The sequence below is a fragment of the Candidimonas humi genome (assembly GCF_019166065.1).
Lineage (GTDB): Bacteria > Pseudomonadota > Gammaproteobacteria > Burkholderiales > Burkholderiaceae_B > Candidimonas > Candidimonas humi.
Window position 1 is genome coordinate 1 of the sequence record NZ_JAHTBN010000015.1, and the last position, 19905, is coordinate 19905.

Below are 19905 nucleotides of genomic sequence, written 5' to 3' on the forward strand. Positions count from 1 at the left end.
TAGCGAGGTGGTCCCACGCCTTCCCATCCCGAACAGGATCGTGAAACGCCTTTGCGCCGATGATAGTGGACGTACGTCTGTGAAAGTAGGGCATCGTCAGGCTTTTATACTGCTGCGCCCCGAAGAGATCTCTCTTCGGGGCGTTCGCTTTTTATAGCGACCAAGTTTATGCGGCCTATGATCGACAACAGCCGATGCGCGATAGCGCTTCATCTCGGGTAGGCACCTGTACACGAACGCACAGCACGAATCCTCTGGGCGCCGGCGCAGGCATGGCTCGAATTCATAGTCTGTTGTGCCGCTGGATGTTTTTATAGCAGGACGGCCGCTGCTGCGGCCGTCTTGCTATGTGCAAACAGAATGCCCTGGGTTGCCCGGGCTCGTGTCTCAACCCGCCGTGATATGGGCGCTATCGATGATCTGCTTGTAGCGGGCCATCTCGGACGTGATGTAGGCGGTGAAGTCGGCCGAATTCTTGTACGCCGATTCGAAGCCCAGGGCGTTCAGCCGTTGCTGCATTGCAGGCGTATCCATGATGTGAGCCGCAGCGGCCTCCAGCCGCTTCAATACGGGCTCGGGCAGTCCGGCCGGCGTCCACAGGCCGTACCAGGAATAGAACTCGAAGTCCTTCATGCCGGCCTCGCGCATGGTGGGGACGTCCGGCAGCAGCGGGCTGCGGGCGCTGCCCGTTACCGCCAGGGCCCGCAGCTTGCCGGACTGCACCTGCGGCAGCGAGGACAGCATGGGATCCATGATGGCCGAGACCTGCCCGCCCACCAGGTCGGACAGCGCGGGCCCGGCGCCCTTGTAGAGCACGATGGGGACCTTGGCGATGCCGGCTTCGTGCAGGAACTGCGCCGCGGCCAGATGGCCTGCGGATCCGAAGCCGCTGGTGGCGAAGCTGTACTTGTCGGGGTCGGCCTTGAGCAGCTCGATGAATTGCTGGACAGTGTGGGCCGGCACTTTGGGGTTCACGCTGAAGATCAGCGCGCCTTGCGCCAGCATGCTGACGGCGGTGAAGTCCTTGACCGCGTCGAAGGTGATGGTCTTCTTGTACAGCAGCGGATTGATGGAGTGAATCGAGGCGTTGATGTAGAGCGTGTAGCCGTCCGGTTTGGCCCGCGCCACATAGGCCGCGCCTATCATGCCCGAGGCGCCGGGACGGTTTTCCACTACCACGGATGTATGCAGTTCGTCCTTGAGCTTGTCGGCGAACAGGCGCGCCACGCCATCGACGGAGCCGCCCGGCGGTTGGGGGACAATGATGGTGATCGGGCGTGTGGGGTAGTCGCCCTGGGCCAGGGCCGGCCTGGCCAGCACCGCGGCGCCGGCCAGGCCGGCCGCGCTTAGCGCGGTGTTCAAGAAACTGCGTCGGGTCAAGTGTCTCATCGGTTTCCTCATATTGGATGGGCCCGCTCCTCTCATGGAGGATGCGTGATTCGGGGTGCGCCTACACCGCAAGCAACTGCGGGTCCGCGTGTTTCAGGGTTTCGAATCCGTGCTCCAGGTCGGCGATCAAGTCGGCGGGATCCTCCAGGCCTATGTGCAGCCGCAAGGCCTGGCCTGTGTAGGGCCACTTTGCCGCGACGCGGTCGCCGGACGGATTGAAGGGGATGATCAGGCTTTCATAGCCGCCCCATGAGACACCGATGCCGAACAATTGCAGGCTGTCGATGAAGGCCTCCACGGCTGCCGGCGAAGCTGGCTTGAGCACCATGGCGAACAGCCCGCAAGCGCCCAGGAAATCGCGCTTCCACAACTCGTGGCCAGGGTGGCTGGGGAGTGCCGGATGCAGCACCTTTTCAACCTCGGGGCGGTTTTCCAGCCAGGTAGCGACTTCCACGCCCGCTTTCCAGTGTTGCCGCAGCCGCACGTTCATCGTGCGCACGCCTCGCAGCGCGAGATAAATATCGTCGGGGCCCGCGGTCTGGCCCAGGTCCTGGGTGGTGCGCTTGATGAGCGGCCAGGTTTCTTCGGTGCAAGTCACGATGCCCAGCATTGCGTCGGAGTGGCCGACGATGTACTTGGTGGCCGCCTGGATGGAGACATCGACGCCATGCTGGAAGGGCTTGAAGAACAGCGGCGTGCCCCATGTATTGTCCATCACCACTTTGGCGCCATGTCGGTGCGCGGCGGCGGCGATCGCGGGAATGTCCTGGATTTCGAACGTCTCGGACCCCGGCGACTCTACATAGATCACGCGTGTATTGGGCCGGATGTTGGCCTCGATGCCGGCGCCGACGGTGGGGTCGTAGATCGTTACCTCCACGCCGAAGCGGCCCAGCACCCGGGTGAGAAACCCGCGCGTAGGAGAATAGGCGCTGTCGGTAAGCAGGACGTGGTCGCCGGCCGACAGCAAGGATGTCAAGGCCGTGGCGCAGGCGGCCAGCCCCGAAGGATAGACCTGGGAACGGAACCCGCCCTCCAGTTCGGCCACCGCCTCTTCCAGCGCATGGTGGGTGGGCGTGCCGAAGCGGCCATAGGTGCTGGCACCGTGCTCGTCCGCGGCACGCCGTTTTTTCTTGTCTTCCCATTCCGCCATCGATTGATGCAGGATGGTCGAGCCTCGAAACACAGGCGTGTTTACAAGTCCCGAGTAGCGTTCCGGATGCCTGCCGGTAGTTACTAGCTTGGTTTGCTCTTTCATGCTGCCCGCTGTCCTTTCGATGATGCCTGCCGGCGCGGCGAGCGTGCCGGCAGAGGCGTTGTGCGCCGCCCGGAATAGGGTGGAGACAGCATAAAGTGTAGGGCTGGCAGCCCTTAAATTTTTTTTGTTTTTGGCGTGCCCTGGCCTGAAAAAAGAAAAATTATTTCCAGCGGCATACATGGCCATGCGGGCCATGGCGGCCAAGCGCCGCGTCGCCCGACACCGATGTGGCCGACGCCGTCTAGCGTGCGCCGAAGATATTCACCGGAAGCTTGAGATAGCTCACGCCATTGCTTTCGCTGGGGGGCAGACGGCCGCCGCGCATGTTCACCTGCACCGATGGAAACAACAACTTGGGCATCGCAAGCCCCGCATCGCGCTGCTTGCGCATTGCCGTAAATTCTTCTTCGACGACGCCTTCGTGGACATGCACGTTGCCGGTGCGTTGCGCGCCTATCGTGGTCTCCCAGGCATAGTGGTCGCGGCCGGGCGCCTTATAGTCGTGGCATAGAAACAGCCGTGCAGCATCGGGCAAGGACATCAGGCGCCGGATGGAGCGATAGAGCTGTCGCGCGTCTCCGCCCGGGAAGTCGCACCGGGCGGTGCCGTAATCGGGCATGAAGAGCGTGTCGCCGGCAAACACCGCATCGCCGATCACGTAGGCAAGGCATGCCGGAGTATGGCCGGGCACATGCAGGGCGATTCCCTGCAGCGAGCCAATGCGGAAACGCTCGCCATCGGAGAACAAGTGATCGAACTGGCTGCCGTCGCGCGCGAACTGGCTGCCCTCGTTGAATATCTTGCCGAAGTCCTGCTGTACGCGGCGGATTTCCCGGCCTATGGCCAGCCGGCCTCCGAGTTGCGCCTGCAGGTAGGGGGCCGCGGACAGATGGTCGGCGTGGGCGTGGGTCTCCAGCAGCCACTGGACTTCCAGGCCTTCGGATTCGACGCAGCCGACCAGCTCTTGCGCCGCAGCCGTCGAAGTGCCGCCGGATGCCGCATCGAAGTCCAGCACGCTATCCAGGATCGCGCATCGGTTCGACGCCGGATCGCGGACGACATAGCTTACCGTGCAGGTGGCGGTATCGAAGAATGCGTGTACGATCGGCCTGGCCGCGGCTTCTTGTCGAGCATCCTGGATGATTGCGCGGGCTGTGGCGCAGGCGGAATCCGGCGAATTCGCCATGGCGCTTCCTTTATATAACTTATATGAATAAGTATATTTCTTAAATACATTTTAAAGTGTAGAGCAAGCGCAGAGCCATGGCAATACGCGTCGCCTGCTTTGCCTGCGTTCATTCCACCGCCTTGACCATTTCCTCCAGCACTTTCTTGGCGTCGCCAAAGACCATCATGGTCTTGTCGAGATAGAACAGCTCGTTTTCCAGGCCCGCGTAGCCGGCCGCCATCGATCGCTTGTTGACTATGATGGCGCGCGCTTTGTACGCCTCGAGTATAGGCATGCCCGCGATCGGCGACTTCGGGTCGTTCTTGGCAGCGGGGTTGACCACGTCGTTCGCGCCCAGCACCAGCACGACATCGACCTGGCCGAATTCGGAGTTGATGTCGTCCATCTCGAACACTTGGTCGTAAGGCACTTCGGCCTCTGCCAGCAGCACGTTCATGTGTCCAGGCATACGTCCGGCCACAGGATGGATGGCGTACTTCACGTCCACGCCTTTTTCACTCAGCTTGGTGGTCAGTTCCTTGAGCGCGTGCTGGGCGCGCGCGACCGCCAGCCCATAGCCGGGGATGATCACCACCGTTTCGGCATTGGCCAGCATGAAGGCCGAGTCGTCAGGACTGCCGGACTTCACGCTGCGCTGCTGTTGCGGGTTCGCGTCCACGGAGCTCGCCGCATCGCTGCCGAAACCGCCCAGGATGACGTTGAAGAACGAGCGGTTCATGGCCTTGCACATGATGTAGGACAGGATTGCGCCCGATGACCCTACCAACGAGCCTGCAATGATCAGCATGGGATTGTTGAGCGAGAAGCCGATCCCGGCCGCCGCCCAGCCCGAATAACTGTTGAGCATGGATACCACCACCGGCATGTCGGCTCCGCCGATGGGAATGATGATGAGCACGCCCAGCACGAAGGCGAGGGCGGCCATGATCACATAAGGCGCCCATAGCTGGGTGGCGGCGAACGCTATTCCGCAAGCCAGCATGGCGATGGCCAGCAGCAGGTTGAGCATATGCTGCCCCGCGAAAACGACGGGAGCGCCGCGGAACACGCGCAGCTTGTAGCGGCCAGACAACTTGCCGAAGGCGATGACCGACCCCGAGAAGGTGATCGCGCCCACGAAGGTGCCGATGAACAGCTCGATGCGGTTGCCGGCAGGTATCGGCAGGCCCGCGGCGACAATGCCGAAGGCGTGCGGCTCGGCGACTGCCGCAACGGCGATGCATACCGCGGCCAGGCCGATCATGCTGTGCATGAAAGCGACCAGTTCGGGCATTTTTGTCATTTCCACCCGCCTGGCCATGATGGTGCCGGCCGTGCCGCCTATCAGCAGGCCCAGCATGACCCATCCCAGGCCCGTCACGGGTTCGCTGCCGAGCTTGATCGTCAGCGCCGCGGTAGTGAACATGGCAATGGCCATGCCTGTCATGCCGAAGGTATTGCCCGCGCGCGAAGTGGCGGGGTGGGACAAGCCCTTGAGCGCCTGGATGAAGCATACCGAGGCGACCAGGTACAGCAAGGTGACGAGGTTCAGCGAGAGCATCAGCGGGCCTCCTGTCGGGGCGACCCGGCGGCAGGCCTGGTTTTCTTGCGGAACATTTCCAGCATGCGGCGGGTGACGAGGAAGCCGCCGAAGATGTTCACTGCAGCCAGCGCCACGGCCAGCACGCCCATGGCCTTGCCCAGGCCCGTGTCGGTCAGCGCGGCCGCCAGCATCGCGCCGACGATAATGATGGCCGATATCGCGTTGGTGACCGCCATGAGCGGGGTATGCAGGGCCGGCGTCACGTTCCAGACCACGTGGTAGCCCACATAGATGGCCAAGACGAAGATGATGAGGTTGATGACGGTGTGGTCGATCAATTCCATTATTTTTTCCTCAGTACGTTGTGGGCATCGCACACCATGCAGGCGGCGACGATCTCGTCTTCCCGCTGGATGGCCGGGGCGCCATCCTTGCCGATCACCAGTTTCAGGAAGTCCAGCAGGTTGCGCGCATACAGAGCGGAGGCATCGGTAGGCACCTGCCCGGGCAGATTGGTGTAGCCGGCGATCTTGACGCCATGCGCCTCGATGACCTGGTCGGGACGTGACAAAGGGCAGTTGCCGCCTCGCTCGACCGCCATGTCGACGATGACCGAGCCTGGTTTCATGGAGGCTACCGTTGCTTCGCTCACCAGCACGGGGGCAGGGCGCCCGGGAATCAGCGCCGTCGTAATGACGATGTCCGCCTGCTTGCAGCGCTCGGCCACCAGCGCCGCTTGCCGGGCCATCCACGCCGCCGGCATGGGTCGCGCATAGCCGCCCGTGCCCTGGGCGATTTCACGTTCTTCTTCGGTCTCGAAGGGGACATCGATAAACCTGGCGCCCAGAGATTCGATTTGTTCTTTTGCCGCCGGGCGTACGTCCGAGGCTTCGACCACCGCGCCGAGCCGGCGGGCGGTCGCGATGGCTTGCAATCCCGCCACGCCTGCGCCCAGTACCACCACCCTTGCGGCTTTCACCGTGCCCGCGGCGGTCATCAGCATGGACATGAAACGGCCGTAGTGGCTGGCGGCGACGATCACGGCCTTGTAGCCGGCGATATTGGCTTGCGACGACAATACGTCCAGGCTTTGCGCTCGCGTGATGCGCGGTGCGGCCTCCAGTGCGAAGGCGGTGGTTCCGGTCCCGGCCAGCTTCTGCAGGCCGTCCAGGTCGAAGGGATCGAGCATGCCCAGCAGAATCTGGCCCTTGCGCAGCAGCGCCAGCTCGCTTTGCTGCGGCGCCCGGACTTTGAGTATCAGTTCCGCTAGTCCATAGACGCGCGTGGCGTCCTCCACCAGCGTGGCGCCGCTGGCGGCATAGGCTTCGTCGGTGAAGCTGGCTCTTCGTCCGGCGCCGGCTTGCAGCAGCACCTGGTTGGCGCCGCCCGCCGTCAGTTTTTTTACCGTCTCGGGCGTGGCGGCAACGCGCGTTTCGCCCGGCCGCGTTTCAGTCGGGGCTCCGACTTTCATGGAACTCTCCTGGTAAGGTGGCTTGCTACAGATAGTCCAGCGGCAACGCTGTCGTGTACTTGATTTCTTCCATGGCAAAGCTCGAACTGACGTCGAACAGTTCGGCGACCCGGATGAGTTTTTTGTAGACCCGGTCGAATCCTTCGATATCCGGAACCACGACTTTGAGCAAGTAGTCCGTGTCGCCGCTCAGGCGATAGAACTCCATCACCTCGGGTATGTCTTTCACGCCCGTCGCGAATGCATGAAACCATTGGAGATCGTGGCGGTTGGTCTTGATGGAGACAAATACCGTGATGCCCACGCCGGCCTTGCGGCTATCCAGGAGGCACACCTGTTTGCTGATGAGGCCCGATTCGAACATGCGCTGGATCCGTGTCCAGCAGGCGGTGGGAGAGAGATTGGCGTGCTCGGAAATCTCGTGGGCGGGCATGCGCGCATCTTTCTGCAGGAGCGCCAGAATAAGACGATCTATCTTGTCCATGCTGAGAAGTTCGTGCCTTCAGTGTCGGGGTTTGTTTTTCTTTTCCTGCCCGCCTTGTGCGCGGCTTTCATGATGGAAAACTTTATAGATGCTTCCTGCTTCCAACAAGAACCGTTTTTAGCGATCTGTGTTCTCATGAAGGCAACACAGAGCATTCTGGGTATGGATAAATATCAACGCAAAGGATAAAGTGGCGAGGGGCCGGCACGGCTTGCGCCGGCGGCGCGGCCCTCTCTTTTCCCTGCGTAGGTGAGCCATGCATGCCCTGTCCCCGTTCTTGCGATATTTCGAGGAAGTCGCCGTACAAGGCTCCGTGCGCCGCGCGGCGGAACGCCTGCACATAGCGCCTTCGGCCGTCACACGCCAGATAAAGGCATTCGAGGAAATGCTCGGCGTACCCTTGCTCGAGCGATTGCCTCGTGGAGTGCGCCTGACCGCAACCGGCGAACTCATGCTTGCCAGCATCCGGCGCCTGCACGGCGAGTTCGAGGAGGCCCTGGCCCAGGCCGACGCCTTGAAAGGCCTGCGCTGGGGCAAGGTCCGGATCGGCGTGTTGCAATACCTGAGCGAGCGCTTTATTCCGTCCTTCGTCGCCGCAACGAACAAGGCTCATCCAGGCATATCTTTTGCCGTCCATATCGCCAATTCGGATCAAATAGCTCATCTGGTGGAAACCGGGGAGCTGGATATCGGCCTATGCTGGGCGCCGCCGCCCACGGCGCTGCTTTCCCGGGTGAGCGCGGCCGCGGTCCCGATAGGCGCCGTGGTGCCGGCACGGCACATATTGGCGCAGAAGCGGCACGTCCATTTCCATGAATGCGCCGGCTATCCCCTGATACTTCCCACCACGGAAATGGAATTGCGGCGCATGCTGGACGGGCTGAACAACGGCATTTCCGGGCGCATCACGCCGCTGCTCGAGACCAATTCTATTTTTGCCATGCGCCAGTTGGTGCGGGACGGCTGCGGCGTGGCGATCATGACCCGGATGTCGGTCCTGGACGAAATCAAGCGCGGCGAACTGGTGCATGTCCCCTTGTCGGATCCGCATGCGCGATCGATGCAGCTTGCCCTGCTGGTCCGCGCCGGGCGCGAGCTGCCGGCGGCGGCTTCGCTATTGCTCGACAGGCTGCGGGCGAGTTTCGATACCTATGCCGGTATCGCGTAGCGGCGTCCGGATGAATCGCCGCTATGCGGCGTAGCGTTCCAGGGTCAGCCCCTCGATGTCTATTTCCGGCTTGCGGCCGCTGGCCAGGTCCGACACGACTCTGGCGGTGCCGCAGGCCTGTGTCCATCCATTGGAGCCGTGCCCGCTATTGAGCAGCAAGCCGTCCCAGCCGGCGGGGCCGAGTATCGGTGGCCCGTCCGGCGTCATCGGCCGCAAGCCGGCCCAGAAACTCGCATGCTCATAGTCGATGCCCGCCGGGAACAAGCCTCGCACCGTGCGGATCAGCAGGTCTTTGCGGGCAGCCTTCAAGGACAGGTCGTCGCCGATCAGCTCTGCCATGCCGGCTGCGCGGATCCTGTTGCCCAGCCGGGAAACCATGACTTTGCTGTGTTCGTCCATGACGGACATATTGGGCGCCTGTTCGCCTTGCGTCACGGCGGCCGTGATGGAATATCCCTTCAAGGGGTAGACGGGCAGCCTGATGCCCAGTGGCGCGAGGATCGCGGGGGCTTGATTGCCCATCGCTATCACCGTGATGTCCGCAGTCAGGGGCCCCGACGATGTTTCGGCGCCCGTTACGCGGCCTTGCGAGTAAAGCAGGTGATCCACTTTGGTCGCGTAGTGAAAACGCACGCCGCGGGTCTGCAGCCATGCAGCCAGGGCCTGGCAGAAAGCATGGCTGTCGCCCGAGGCATCGGCGGGCAGGTGCAGGGCTCCTGCGACAGCGACCCGGGCGTGCTTCAGCGCAGGCTCTACGGCAAGCGCAGCCTCGGGATCCAGCACCTTGTGGGGGATGCCTAGCTCCGCCAATGCATTTGCCGCGATATTGCCCAATTTGCATTCCGCATCTGTCTGGAACAATTGCAGCACGCCGCCCGCATGGAAGTCGAAAGCGATGGGCGTTTCGGCCATGAGTTCGCGCAGGCATGCGTAGCTATAGTGCGCCACCCGCTGCATGCGCAGCTTGTTGACGCGGAACCGGGCCGCATCGCACTCGCGGAACCACTTGCGCGCCCAGCCGAGCCTGCGCAATTCCGGCCAGAACGAAAAGCGCACCGGGGCGTTAGACTGCATGGCCATTTTCAACACCTTGGCCGGCATGCCGGGCGCGGCCCAAGGGCCTGCGAAGCTGGGGCAAAGCCCGCCGGCGTTGCCAAAACTTGTTTCCATGCCCGCGCCGGGGCGGCGCTCGACGACTTCGACTTCGTGGCCGTCGCGGGATAAATAATAGGCGGTCGCAGTGCCAACTACTCCCGCACCGAGGACGAGGATCTTCATGGATACAGGTCTTTTAATCTATTTATACATGGATGGAAGACCGCAGGCCTTTTGCGCAAGCGGGCCGTTCGCAATGGAATCGGGAACTGGTTTGCATTTGACGATATTTTTGGGGAGCCGCGGATTCGGCACGATGGCCCCAGCGGAATACACGGCCGCGAAACAGAACAGGTATTCAAGCGTATAAGAGAACGCAGTGAAAATTATTTCTTTGTGCTGTCGCGATTCGAATGCACGAGAAAGAATTTTCACTGCCGAGCGTCGCGCCGCGCCGCGTTTCGGGCAGCGTCGCGTAATTTCCGCGATTGCAGGCGGCGACCCGCCATCGGCCCGGAGTAGCGCTCGAGCCTACGAGAATGCATCCAGCCAGGCCCGCACCTTGGCGGATATCTCCATATTGTTCTTGTCCATCATCAGCATGTGGCTGTTGCCCTTCATGCCCGCCTCGGGCAGGGACAGCACCCGGACGCAAGGGAATTCGGCGGAAAACCGCATGATGCGGTCGCGCATGCGCGGCCAGCGGCCGTCGCCGTCGATGTAGTCGCCCAGCACGATGAGCGTCGGGGTCGTGTATCCCCGCCGGCGCGCTTCTTCCAGCGGCACGGAGGCCGGCTCCAGCGCGACCACCGCAGCAATGGCGTGGGGTGCCTCCATCGCCGACCGGAGGCCGAACATGCCTCCCTGGGAGTGGCAAACCACTATCGAGCGCTGTCCGATCCGCGCCAGCAGGGCGTGGTAGGCGGCCATGATTTGCTCGTCGGTATGGCTCCAGCGCGGCACGACCTGGCGCATGAACTGCGCGTAGTGATCCGCGGGGAACTGGGTGCCCGGAAATGCCATGGCGGGCAGGCTTTCCAGGGGCGTGTCCGAGGCGGCCCGGCCTATGCGGAATCTCGTGAACAGGCCGGCGGCCGACTGCGAAATCGGCACGGGCCAGATATCGGGAATCGGGGCATATCCCGACCTGCCGCGCTCTACGGCATCGCAGAGATACACATCCCGGCCATCGAGCAGGAAGTCTTCGACCCAGCCGCGGCGGCCGTCGGGCGTCGTTTCCCAGCATGCGCCCGTGAGGCCGCCGCCATGCCAGAACACGACCGGCGGCCGCTGCCCGTCGCCGCCGAGGAAGTATTGGGCATACATTTGCCCGACCACATAGTCGCCGTTGGGGTCCATGGTCACGGGCACGCCGCCCGCGGCGAGCATGGCCTGGATGGGCGGCTTGCCACGTAGCGATACTATTTCCCCGCCTATATGGAAGGAGCCTATTCCTCGCAAGCTGATACTGCGTTCCATCTAAATGCCAGCGCCTGTTCGATAAAAGTGGAGGTCATTCCACGGTGATGTGATTTTGCTTGATGAGTTCGGCGATATTGTGCGTTTCCTGTTGCAGGAACCCGGCCAGCGCCTCGGGTGTGCCGCCCGCGAGATCTACGCCCAGGCGGGCGAGCCTTTGTTTTACCTCGGGATCCTGCAGCGCATTATTGAATGCGGTGTTCAGCTTGCCGATGGCCGCCGGCGGAGTGCCCGCGGGCGCCAGCAGGCCGAACCAGGGGTTGACGACCATCTTGGGGTATCCGGCTTCGGCGAAGGTGGGGACATCCGGTATGGCCTTGGCTCTATGCTTGCCCGCCACGGCAATTGCCACGAGCCGGCCTTGCTTGATGTTGGCCAGCGAGGCGGGGAGATTGTCGAAATACATGTCGACCTGGCCGCCAAGCAGATCGCCGGCCACTTGGCCCGCGCCTTTGTAGGGAATGTGGGCGATATCCACTTTCGCCTCGCGCTTCAGGAGCTCCAGGGCGATGTGCGCCGAGCCGCCTATGCCCGACGAGGCGGCGTTCAGCTTGCCGGGATGCGTTTTCGCGTAGTCGACGAGCTGGGCGACGTTCCTGGCGGGAACCTTGGGGTTGACGACCAGGACGCTGGGCACGGTGCCGACCAGCATGACGGGCGCGAAATCCTTGGCGATGCTGTAGGGCGCGGGCTTGTACAGCGAGGGCGCTACGGCGCAGCTATAGGCGCACATCACCAGGGTATAGCCATCGGGATTGGTGCGCGACACGTATTGCACGCCGATGTTTCCGCCGGCCCCGCCTTTGTTGTCCACGAGTATCGCCTGATGCAGGCTGGCGCGCGCCTTCTCGGCCAGCACGCGGGCAATGATGTCGGGCGTGCCTCCCGCGGGAAAGGGCACCACTATGGTTATGGGCCGCTGGGGAAACGTGTCCACCGCGCGGGCCGGCGTTGCGGGCAGCGAAAAAACGGCGCCCATGGCGACGGCTGCATAGCCGCAGCATCGTTTCAAATCAAGAGTTCTCATGCTTTGCCTCCTGTGATTCTTGGTCATGAAGGGCATTCTAAATACCTCTGTTATATTTTAATAATGATTTGTTCAGATGATATACATATCAATAATGATATGAATAAAACGTCCGTAAAAAAGCATTCATGAACCATGCCGACTGACACGCCGCCGGACTTCCCCTTGCTGCGCGCTTGCAGCATGTCGCTGCTGCTGTGCTTCGATTCGCTCATGCATACCCGCAGCGTGACGGCCACCGCCCGGCAGATGAACAAGAGCCAGCCTGCGATCAGCCGCGATCTGGCACGCTTGCGCGCTTTGCTGAAAGACCCGATTTTCGTGGTGATCCGCAAGCATCTCGTGCCCACGGAACGCGCCCTGTCGCTGCATGCGCAAATGCGCGGCGCGCTGGCCGGGCTCGAGCAGGCCCTGGGCGCGGGGCAACCGTTTTCTCCCGGCGAGCTGTCCGGCGTCATCAATATAGGCGCGGCTGCTCATACCGAGCTATTGCTGGCCGCCCCATTGACCACCGTGCTGCAGCGCGAGGCGCCCCGGTTGACCGTGCGCTTCCTTCCGGTACACGGCGATTTTTCCCCCGACGATCTCGATTCGGGGCGCATGGACCTGGCCATAGGCCTGTTTCACTCATTGCCCGCCCGCTTTCCCAGCAAGGTGCTGTTCCGGGACGAAAGAGTGTGCGTCGTTTCCTCGCGCCATCCGCTGAGCCGGCGCCGCCAGCTCACCTTGAACGACCTGCAGCGGATGAAGTGGCTGGCTTTTTCCCACATGTATGGCAAAGAGACCAACTTCGACCGGGCCCTGCAGGGCAGCGGCCACGCCATGCGCTTCAGCGCCTATGTATCGAGCTTCGGCGTGGCCCCTTATTTCCTGATGGAAACGGACTACGGCACCACGATGCCGCGCGTGATCGCCGAAAAGCACTTGCCGTATTTCGACCTGAAGCTGCTGCGCCTACCGCCTGTACTGCGCGAAGCCCGCGTGGTCATGGTCTGGAGCGCCCAGAACGACAACTGCCGGCTCAATCAGTGGCTCAGGGCCACCATCGACGATCTTGCGAGCCGCCTGATTCCGGCGGGGCGTGCCGCCGGGGCTGCTTGAGCCGGGGTCCAGCCGTATATGGCGCTCTTGCCGGGCAGGAAATGCCCATGGCCGGCCGATGCCGGCCGGGTTAGGGAGTGCGGGCGGGCGGTCCGGATGCGCCGCCGTTCAAGCCGCGATGGCCTATTCGATGATATTGAACTGGTCCAGATACTTTTCGGACAGCGTCAGCCCCAGGCCGGGCTTGTGCTCGTCCAGGTCGATATAGCCGTTCTGCGGAGTCGGGTCGCCTTCGAAGATGTAATAGAACAGCTCGTTGCCGACCTCGACGTCGTGCACGGGGAAGAATTCCGACATGGGCGAGGCCAGGGTCGACATGGTCAGGTGATAGTTGTGCATCTGGCCCGCATGCGGGATGACCGGCACGGAATAGGCCTCGGCCAGGGCATTGACCTTGTGGGCCGCGGTAATGCCGCCGACGCGGTTGGTGTCGTACTGGATCACCGAGACGGCGCGCTTGTCCAGCAACTGGCGGAAGCCGTAGCTGGTGAATTCGTGCTCGCCGCCGGAGATCGGAATGCTGGTCAACTGGTTGAGCTCGGCGTAGCCGTCGATGTCGTCAGCGATGACGGGCTCTTCGAGCCAGCGCGGCTCGTAGCGCTCCAGCTTGGGCAGGATGCGCTTGGCGTATTCCAGGTTCCAGCCCATATAGCACTCGAGCATCAGGTCGACGTCATAGCCTATGACTTCGCGCACCGCCGCCACGCTGTCCAGGTTCTTGCGCACGCCCGCCGGGCCGTCCTTGGGGCCGTAGCCGAAGCGCATCTTCATGGCGCTGAAGCCCTGGTCCAGGTAGGACTGGGCCTCGCGCTGCATGTCGGCCAGGTCGGTGCGGTACAGCTTGGACGCATAGCAGGGGATCTTTTCCTTGGTGCGTCCGCCCAGCAGCTTGAAGACCGGGCGCCCGGTAGCCTTGCCCATCAGGTCCCACAAGGCGATGTCGATGGCCGATATCGCCGCCATGGCCACGCCCTTGCGGCCCCAGGCCAGGGTCGAGCGGTACATGCGCTGCCACAGGTATTCGTAGTCGAAGGGATCCTGGCCGATCACCAGCGGAGCCAGGTACTGGTCGATGATCTGCTTGGCGATGCGCGGCGCCAGGGCGACGTTGCCGATGCCGACCAGGCCGTCGTCGGTCTCGACTTCCACGACCGTCCAGCCGTGGAAGCGGAACGTGCCCATGGTGTCGCCGCGGCTCCACAGCATGTCCATGGCATTGGCGCAGAAGTGGGCCTGGGGGGGAACGGTGCGGCCCTTCCATTCAAAGACGCGGGCGCGTATGCGGGTGATTTTCATTGATTTCTCCGTACGGAAATAGAGGCTCGACAATTTGTGGGCGCGCACGGGGACACCGGCCGGTCCCGCCTGGGGCCGGCGCGTATGCTCGTGCGAGGTATGCTGCGGCCTGGCCGCGCTAGGCAGGCTGGTTCATATAGCTTTCACCCATGCGGCAGGCGATCAGGAAGGCGTTGCGGGTGGCATTGACATTGGCCAGGTTCTTGCCGGCGATGTCGTAGGCCGTGCCGTGCGCCGGAGTGGTGATGGGTATGGGCAGGCCGCCCTGGACGGTCACGCCCTTCTCGAAGCCCAGCAGCTTGATGGCGATCTGGCCCTGGTCGTGATACATGGTGACGATGGCGTCGTATTTGCCGTCGCGCGCCTTGATGAATATGGTGTCGGCCGGGAACGGGCCCTCGACCGGATACCCTTGTTCGCGCAGCGAGGCCACGGCGGGCCCGATGATGTCGATTTCTTCGCGCCCGCAGGAACCGCCATCCCCGCCGTGCGGGTTGAAGGCCGCGACGGCCACGCGCGGCTGCGCCACGCCTGCCGCCTTGAGCGAGTCGTAGATGAGCCGGCTGGCGTCTTCGATGCGCGTCTTGCTCAGGTACGAGGCCGCGTCCTTCAGCGGAATATGCGAGGACACGCGCGAGGTCCACAGGCCGTCCAGCGTGTTGAATTCGCAGAAGTAGGAGTCGACCTTGAGATAATCGGCGAAGTGATGCAGTTCGTCTTCGAACTTCATGCCCGATTGCTTCATCGCGTGCTTGTTCAGGGGCGCGAAGCAGATGGCGTCTATCTGGCGCGCCGTGACGGCGTCCATGCACAGGTTCAGGATCTTCAGCACCGAGGCGCCGCCGGCCGGGCCCGCCATGCCGGTCTCCACCTGTTCGGGGCGGACGCTGTCCACCGCCAGGAACAGCGGCATGCCGCAAGCTGCGCCGCGCGCCTCGGCGAACGAGGCGATGGGGCGGGTGGCGACTTGCAGGCCGGCAACCTTCTGCCCGGCTTCCCATAGCCACGGGTCGCCGATCAGCACGATGTTGGCGTGCTTGGCGGTTTCGGGGTCGCCCAGCAGCTTGGCAATCAGCTCGGGGCCGATGCCCGCGGGGTCGCCCAGGGTCAGGGCCACGGTAGGTTTGGATTGCTGCATAAGTTTTCTCTGTGTGTTTCGTATCGAGCGGGTCAGGCCCGTGCGCGCCGGAGCAGGCGCATGATCAGCGGCAGGCACGCCATCAGCAGGCCCAGGGTGGTCAAGGTGCCCGACAGGCCGTTGTGCCAGAAGATGCTCAGCTTGCCGCCCGAGAACAGCATGGACTGGCGGAAGGCGTCTTCGGCCTTGTCCCCCAGCACGGCGGCCAGCACCAGCGGCGCGATGGGGTAGCCGAGCTTCTTGAACATATAGCCGAACACGCCGAAGACCAGCATCAGGCCTACGTCGAACAGCGACTGGTTGACGGCATAGGCGCCCACGCCGCAGATAATGATGATGATGGGCGCCATGATGGAAAAGGGCACACGCAGTATCGACGCGAACAGGGGAACGGTGGACAGCACCACGATCAGGCCTACGACATTGCCCAGGTACATGCTGGCGATCAGCCCCCAGACGAAGTCTTTCTGCTCGACGAACAGGGTAGGCCCGGGCTGCAGGCCCCAGATCATCAGGCCGCCCAGCATCACGGCGGCGGTGGCCGAGCCGGGAACGCCCAGCGTGAGCATGGGCAGCAGGGCGCTGGTGCCGGCGGAATGGTCGGCGGATTCCGGGGCGATGACGCCCTCGAGCGAGCCCTTGCCGAAGTTTTCCGGTGTCCTGGACAGCCGCTTGGCGACGCTGTAGCTGAGGAACGACGCCGCGGTGGGGCCGCCGGGAGTGATGCCCATCCAGCAGCCTATGAGCACGCTGCGCAGCCAGGTAGCCCAGTAGCGCGGCAGTTGCTTCCAGGTCTGCCATACGACCCGCGGATTGATTTTCGTGTGCTCGCCCTTGAAGACCAGGCCTTCTTCGACGGTGCAGAGAATCTCGCCGATGCCGAACAGCCCTATGACCGCCACTTCGAAGCTGATGCCGCGCAGCAGCTCGGGCATGCCGAAGGTCAGGCGCAGGTTGCCGGACACCGTGTCCATGCCTACCGCGGCCAGGGCAAAGCCTATCATCATCGACGAGATGGTCTTGAGCGCCGGGCTGCGGTTCAGGCCTATGAAGCTGCCGAAGGCCAGCACATACACCGCGAAGAATTCCGGCGAGCTGAAGCTCATGGCGAACTTGGCGATGTAGCCGGAAAGAAAGGTGATGAGCAGCACGCCCACCAGCGCGCCCAGCAGCGCCGAGGTGAACGCCGCCGTCAGCGCCTCGCCGGCCCGTCCGAGGCGCGCCAGCGGATAGCCGTCGAAGGTCGTGGCCACGGATGACGGTTCGCCCGGGATGTTGAAGATCACCGAGGTGATCGAACCGCCGAAGAGCGCCCCCCAGTACATGCAGGACAGCAGGATGATGGCCGACACCGGCTGCATGCTGAAGGTGATGGGCAGCAGCAGCGTGACGCCGTTGGGCGCCCCCAGGCCCGGAAGCACGCCCACCAGGATGCCGAGCAGGATGCCGGCGACCATGATCATCAGGTGATACCAGGAAAGCACGACACCCATGCCGTGCATCAGCAGATCGAGTTGTTCCATGTCAGTTCCCCGGCGCTCAGGCTCCGAACCAGGCCGGGAACGGCCCCGCGTAGAGCGGAACCTGGAACCAGCGGGTAAAGATGAAATAGCAGGCGACCGGCACGGCCACCGAAATGACCACGGTCTTGATCCAGCCGTGGGCGGTGCCTTGTTCGGCCATGCGCCGCATGAACCAGGCGATCAGCAGCCCCGAGGCCACGTACATGCCCAGGTAGCGCATCAGCGCCGCATAGACGCAAATCGGGATGAAGACACCCAGCACGCGCCGCAGTTGGGGGCGGGTGGTCAGGTCGCCGCGGCCCTTGGACCATTTGGCCAGCGTGCCCAGGGCGGTGCCCAGGCTGGACAGGGCCAGCAGCAAGCCGATATAGAAGGGAAAGTATCCGGGCATCGGGCCCGCGTCATCCCAGCCTATGCCTTGCTGCAAGCTGCCGTACATCACGATGCAGCCCAGCAATACCAGCGACAGCGATGTCGCCAGGCCGCCTGCGCGCAGGCTCAGGCCCTTGCCTTCGGCGTCCCGCTCCTGCGCGGCGGGATCGGTGTCGTGTTCATTCATGTCGTTGGCAAAGCTAAGCGAAGTGTGCCGCCCGGGCCGGCCCGGGCGGCGGGAGTGTGCAGGCCTACTTGCGCAGCCAGCCGGCTGCCTTGAAGATGGGTTCGACACGGGCCAGGTCGGCCTGGATGTAGGCCTTGAACTGGTCGCCCGCCAGGAACGTGGGCACCAGGGCGCCGTGCGCGAGGTATTCCTTGAATTCGGGGGTCTGGGTCACTTTCTTCAGCAGGTCCACATAATATTGGCGTTGCGCGGCAGTGACGCCGCCGGGCATGAATACGGTGCGCGGGAAGCGATATTCGTCGATCTTGATGCCTTGCGAAACGCAGGTGGGCACGTCGGACCAGGCCATGGTGGCAGTGATCTTCTGGGTGTAGACCATGCGTTCCTTGCTGAACACGCACCAGGGCTTGACCTGGCCGGCACGCCATTGCGAGATGCTTTCGCTGGGGTTGTTGGTGTTCGAGGCAATGTGCCCGCCCGCCAGCTGGATGGAAGCCTCGCCGCCGCTCTTGAAGGGAATATAGACGAATTTGGTGCCCTCGACCTTGTTGATCAGCATGGTCAGGGTCTGGTCCACGTCCTTGGACTGGCTGCCGCCCATGGGGTACTTGGACGGGTTGGCCTTGACGGCGTCGATGTATTCCTTGACGTTCTTGAACGGCGAGTTCGCGGGGCCCCAGAGTATGAAGTCGTCCTGGGCCACGGCGGCGACGGGGGTCAGGTCGTCCCATTTGTATCCCAGCTTGGCGACCAGCGGCAGCAGGTATTCGTTATTGGTGCCGACGATGAGGGTGTTGGGGTCGCCATGGGCCATCTTGACGTCCAGGAAGCCTTCCGCGCCATTGCCGCCGCCCTTGTTCTGGACTACCGTGTGCACGTCCATCAGCTTGTGGCGGGTGATGATGGACTGGATCAGGCGGGCCAACTGGTCGGTGCCGCCGCCGGCGCCCGCCGCCACGATGATGTTCACGTTCTTGGTGGGTTTCCAGGCCTCGGCGGCATGGCTGGGCAGCGATGCCAGCGTCGCGCCGGCCGTGCAGGCACAGATGGCTGCGCCGCGGCGCAGCAGCTTGTTGGATAAGCGCATGGTGTTGTCCCCTGGTATGTGAAAAATAGGTGCTGTAATCCGGGCTGTAAGTATGGCGAAACTTGTGATAGCTTAATAATGAATTAATAAGATATAGTGATAATCTGAAGTGATACCAGAAGCGGGCATTCTATTCAATCGCCTCCGGATGCGGCAACTCGGCCTGCTGCTGGCCCTGGACGAGCACCGGTCCTTGCGCAAGGCGGCCAACGGGATAGGCCTGACCCAGCCGGCAGCCACCAAGATGCTGCACGAAATGGAGGCGGTCACCGGCCTGCGGCTGTTCGACCGCTACCGGCGAGGCGTGCGGCCTACCGTGTACGGTGAGGTCATGATCCGCTACGCGCGGGTGGTCTATTCCGACCTGGGCGGGGTGCGCGACGAGCTGCTGGCCATCGCCTCGGGCAATATCGGCAAGGTGCGCATCGGCGCCATCATGGCTCCGGCGCCGCAATTGCTGACCGACACGCTGCTCGAACTCAAGCGCAGCCACCCGCGGCTGGCGCCCAGCATCCAGATCGACACCAGCGACGTGCTGCTCACCGCGCTGCTGCAGGACCGGCTGGACGTGGCCATCGGCCGCGTTCCCGATACCTGGGACAGCAGCGAAATCCTGTTCGACCCCATCGCCGAAGAGGCGCTGTCCATCGTGGCCAGCCCCGATCATCCTGAAGCGCGCAACCGCAGGGCCACCCTGGCCGGCCTGTTCCAGTATCCCTGGATCCTGCAGGCTCATCCGAGCCCCATGCGCAAAGTGCTGGAGCTGGTGTTCATGGAGTCCGGCCTGGCCATGCCGGCCAATATCCTCGAGACCTCGTCCATGCTGCTGACCTCGTCGCTGCTGCGCAAATCGACCATGCTGGGCGTCATGCCCACCGAGGTCGCCGAGCATTACGCACAGCGCAATACGCTGGCTATCGTTCCCTTGAAGATCAAGCGGCGCATCGCGCCCTATGGCGTCATTACCCGCAAGGGCAGGATACTCAGTCCGGCCACCCAGGTGTTCATACGCGAGATCAAGGCGGCCATCGATCGCCAGCGCGCGGAACAGGGGCTGCAGGGCTGAGGCCGTTCCCGGGGCGGCGCTTTTGCGCCTGTCATTGTCGCCGGGCCCCCGGC

The 19905-nt window shown here is 63.2% G+C and carries 18 protein-coding genes and 1 rRNA gene; 4 read left to right on the forward strand and 15 right to left on the reverse strand.

The window, feature by feature from the left end; genetic code table 11:
* Positions 1-102, forward strand: a 5S ribosomal RNA gene (rrf, locus tag KVP10_RS19815); the annotation flags it as partial.
* 285 nt (positions 103-387) lie between these two features.
* On the opposite strand, the gene KVP10_RS19820 is transcribed toward rrf, so the two are convergent.
* The 7 genes from KVP10_RS19820 to KVP10_RS19850 all read right to left on the reverse strand — a co-directional run bounded on the left by KVP10_RS19820 (position 388) and on the right by KVP10_RS19850 (position 7313).
* Positions 388-1389, reverse strand: coding sequence for a Bug family tripartite tricarboxylate transporter substrate binding protein (locus KVP10_RS19820; protein WP_217966484.1), 1002 nt, complete (start codon positions 1387-1389; stop codon positions 388-390).
* A 61-nt stretch (positions 1390-1450) separates the two neighbouring features.
* Positions 1451-2647 carry a cystathionine beta-lyase gene (gene metC, locus KVP10_RS19825; protein ID WP_217966485.1) on the reverse strand — a complete coding sequence of 399 codons (1197 nt, stop codon included), beginning with the start codon at positions 2645-2647 and terminating at the stop codon, positions 1451-1453.
* Positions 2648-2888: 241 nt separating this feature from the next.
* Positions 2889-3833, reverse strand: a complete 945-nt coding sequence (locus tag KVP10_RS19830; protein ID WP_217966486.1) for an MBL fold metallo-hydrolase — start codon at positions 3831-3833, stop codon at positions 2889-2891.
* 109 nt (positions 3834-3942) lie between these two features.
* On the reverse strand, positions 3943-5376 hold the full coding sequence (locus KVP10_RS19835; protein WP_217966487.1) for an NAD(P)(+) transhydrogenase (Re/Si-specific) subunit beta: 1434 nt from the start codon (positions 5374-5376) through the stop codon (positions 3943-3945).
* Positions 5376-5702, reverse strand: a complete 327-nt coding sequence (locus KVP10_RS19840; protein WP_217966488.1) for an NAD(P) transhydrogenase subunit alpha part 2 — start codon at positions 5700-5702, stop codon at positions 5376-5378. The genes KVP10_RS19835 and KVP10_RS19840 overlap by 1 nt, the downstream gene beginning before the upstream one ends.
* Complete coding sequence (locus tag KVP10_RS19845) at positions 5702-6829, reverse strand: Re/Si-specific NAD(P)(+) transhydrogenase subunit alpha (protein ID WP_217966489.1); 1128 nt, start codon at positions 6827-6829, stop codon at positions 5702-5704. The genes KVP10_RS19840 and KVP10_RS19845 overlap by 1 nt, the downstream gene beginning before the upstream one ends.
* Positions 6830-6854: 25 nt before the next feature.
* Positions 6855-7313: an Lrp/AsnC family transcriptional regulator gene (locus KVP10_RS19850; RefSeq protein ID WP_217966490.1), complete on the reverse strand. Its 459-nt coding sequence runs from the start codon at positions 7311-7313 to the stop codon at positions 6855-6857.
* A gap of 256 nt (positions 7314-7569) precedes the next feature.
* Between KVP10_RS19850 and KVP10_RS19855 the strand changes: the two genes are divergently transcribed.
* Positions 7570-8481, forward strand: a complete 912-nt coding sequence (locus tag KVP10_RS19855; protein WP_217966491.1) for a LysR family transcriptional regulator — start codon at positions 7570-7572, stop codon at positions 8479-8481.
* 21 nt (positions 8482-8502) lie between these two features.
* Here KVP10_RS19855 and KVP10_RS19860 read toward each other — a convergent pair whose 3' ends face one another.
* From KVP10_RS19860 to KVP10_RS19870, 3 genes are all read right to left on the reverse strand, one after another.
* Positions 8503-9759 (reverse strand): D-amino acid dehydrogenase, encoded by a 1257-nt coding sequence (locus KVP10_RS19860; RefSeq protein ID WP_217966492.1) that lies wholly within the window; start codon positions 9757-9759, stop codon positions 8503-8505.
* A 348-nt stretch (positions 9760-10107) separates the two neighbouring features.
* On the reverse strand, positions 10108-11055 hold the full coding sequence (locus KVP10_RS19865) for an alpha/beta fold hydrolase (protein ID WP_217966493.1): 948 nt from the start codon (positions 11053-11055) through the stop codon (positions 10108-10110).
* Between the two features lie 34 nt (positions 11056-11089).
* Positions 11090-12082, reverse strand: coding sequence for a Bug family tripartite tricarboxylate transporter substrate binding protein (locus tag KVP10_RS19870; RefSeq protein ID WP_217966494.1), 993 nt, complete (start codon positions 12080-12082; stop codon positions 11090-11092).
* Between the two features lie 135 nt (positions 12083-12217).
* Between KVP10_RS19870 and KVP10_RS19875 the strand changes: the two genes are divergently transcribed.
* The gene (locus tag KVP10_RS19875) at positions 12218-13183 is read left to right on the forward strand and encodes a LysR family transcriptional regulator (protein ID WP_217966495.1); all 966 of its coding nucleotides are present in this window, start codon (positions 12218-12220) and stop codon (positions 13181-13183) included.
* 123 nt (positions 13184-13306) lie between these two features.
* On the opposite strand, the gene KVP10_RS19880 is transcribed toward KVP10_RS19875, so the two are convergent.
* The 5 genes from KVP10_RS19880 to KVP10_RS19900 all read right to left on the reverse strand — a co-directional run bounded on the left by KVP10_RS19880 (position 13307) and on the right by KVP10_RS19900 (position 18786).
* A complete protein-coding gene (locus KVP10_RS19880) occupies positions 13307-14479 on the reverse strand; it encodes an L-rhamnonate dehydratase (protein ID WP_217966496.1) in 1173 nt (390 codons plus the stop codon).
* A gap of 118 nt (positions 14480-14597) precedes the next feature.
* Positions 14598-15617 carry a 4-hydroxythreonine-4-phosphate dehydrogenase PdxA gene (locus KVP10_RS19885; RefSeq protein WP_217966497.1) on the reverse strand — a complete coding sequence of 340 codons (1020 nt, stop codon included), beginning with the start codon at positions 15615-15617 and terminating at the stop codon, positions 14598-14600.
* Positions 15618-15649: 32 nt separating this feature from the next.
* On the reverse strand, positions 15650-17140 hold the full coding sequence (locus KVP10_RS19890) for a tripartite tricarboxylate transporter permease (RefSeq protein WP_217966498.1): 1491 nt from the start codon (positions 17138-17140) through the stop codon (positions 15650-15652).
* A gap of 16 nt (positions 17141-17156) precedes the next feature.
* On the reverse strand, positions 17157-17699 hold the full coding sequence (locus KVP10_RS19895) for a tripartite tricarboxylate transporter TctB family protein (protein ID WP_217966499.1): 543 nt from the start codon (positions 17697-17699) through the stop codon (positions 17157-17159).
* 64 nt (positions 17700-17763) lie between these two features.
* Positions 17764-18786: a Bug family tripartite tricarboxylate transporter substrate binding protein gene (locus KVP10_RS19900; protein ID WP_217966500.1), complete on the reverse strand. Its 1023-nt coding sequence runs from the start codon at positions 18784-18786 to the stop codon at positions 17764-17766.
* A 148-nt stretch (positions 18787-18934) separates the two neighbouring features.
* On the opposite strand from KVP10_RS19900, the gene KVP10_RS19905 reads away from it, so the two are divergent.
* Positions 18935-19852: a LysR family transcriptional regulator gene (locus tag KVP10_RS19905; protein WP_217966501.1), complete on the forward strand. Its 918-nt coding sequence runs from the start codon at positions 18935-18937 to the stop codon at positions 19850-19852.
* Positions 19853-19905: the final 53 nt, after the last annotated feature.

Bases quoted from the DNA above. Each gene is read 5' to 3' on its own strand.
- KVP10_RS19900 (WP_217966500.1), bottom strand. From the start codon at position 18,786: ATGCGCTTATCCAACAAGCTGCTGCGCCGCGGCGCAGCCATCTGTGCC.
- KVP10_RS19855 (WP_217966491.1), top strand. From the start codon at position 7,570: ATGCATGCCCTGTCCCCGTTCTTGCGATATTTCGAGGAAGTCGCCGTA.
- KVP10_RS19905 (WP_217966501.1), top strand. From the start codon at position 18,935: ATGCGGCAACTCGGCCTGCTGCTGGCCCTGGACGAGCACCGGTCCTTG.
- KVP10_RS19850 (WP_217966490.1), bottom strand. From the start codon at position 7,313: ATGGACAAGATAGATCGTCTTATTCTGGCGCTCCTGCAGAAAGATGCG.
- KVP10_RS19845 (WP_217966489.1), bottom strand. From the start codon at position 6,829: ATGAAAGTCGGAGCCCCGACTGAAACGCGGCCGGGCGAAACGCGCGTT.
- KVP10_RS19865 (WP_217966493.1), bottom strand. From the start codon at position 11,055: ATGGAACGCAGTATCAGCTTGCGAGGAATAGGCTCCTTCCATATAGGC.
- KVP10_RS19895 (WP_217966499.1), bottom strand. From the start codon at position 17,699: ATGAATGAACACGACACCGATCCCGCCGCGCAGGAGCGGGACGCCGAA.
- KVP10_RS19870 (WP_217966494.1), bottom strand. From the start codon at position 12,082: ATGAGAACTCTTGATTTGAAACGATGCTGCGGCTATGCAGCCGTCGCC.
- metC (WP_217966485.1), bottom strand. From the start codon at position 2,647: ATGAAAGAGCAAACCAAGCTAGTAACTACCGGCAGGCATCCGGAACGC.
- KVP10_RS19885 (WP_217966497.1), bottom strand. From the start codon at position 15,617: ATGCAGCAATCCAAACCTACCGTGGCCCTGACCCTGGGCGACCCCGCG.
- KVP10_RS19860 (WP_217966492.1), bottom strand. From the start codon at position 9,759: ATGAAGATCCTCGTCCTCGGTGCGGGAGTAGTTGGCACTGCGACCGCC.
- KVP10_RS19820 (WP_217966484.1), bottom strand. From the start codon at position 1,389: ATGAGACACTTGACCCGACGCAGTTTCTTGAACACCGCGCTAAGCGCG.
- KVP10_RS19840 (WP_217966488.1), bottom strand. From the start codon at position 5,702: ATGGAATTGATCGACCACACCGTCATCAACCTCATCATCTTCGTCTTG.
- KVP10_RS19890 (WP_217966498.1), bottom strand. From the start codon at position 17,140: ATGGAACAACTCGATCTGCTGATGCACGGCATGGGTGTCGTGCTTTCC.
- KVP10_RS19875 (WP_217966495.1), top strand. From the start codon at position 12,218: ATGCCGACTGACACGCCGCCGGACTTCCCCTTGCTGCGCGCTTGCAGC.
- KVP10_RS19835 (WP_217966487.1), bottom strand. From the start codon at position 5,376: ATGCTCTCGCTGAACCTCGTCACCTTGCTGTACCTGGTCGCCTCGGTA.
- KVP10_RS19830 (WP_217966486.1), bottom strand. From the start codon at position 3,833: ATGGCGAATTCGCCGGATTCCGCCTGCGCCACAGCCCGCGCAATCATC.
- KVP10_RS19880 (WP_217966496.1), bottom strand. From the start codon at position 14,479: ATGAAAATCACCCGCATACGCGCCCGCGTCTTTGAATGGAAGGGCCGC.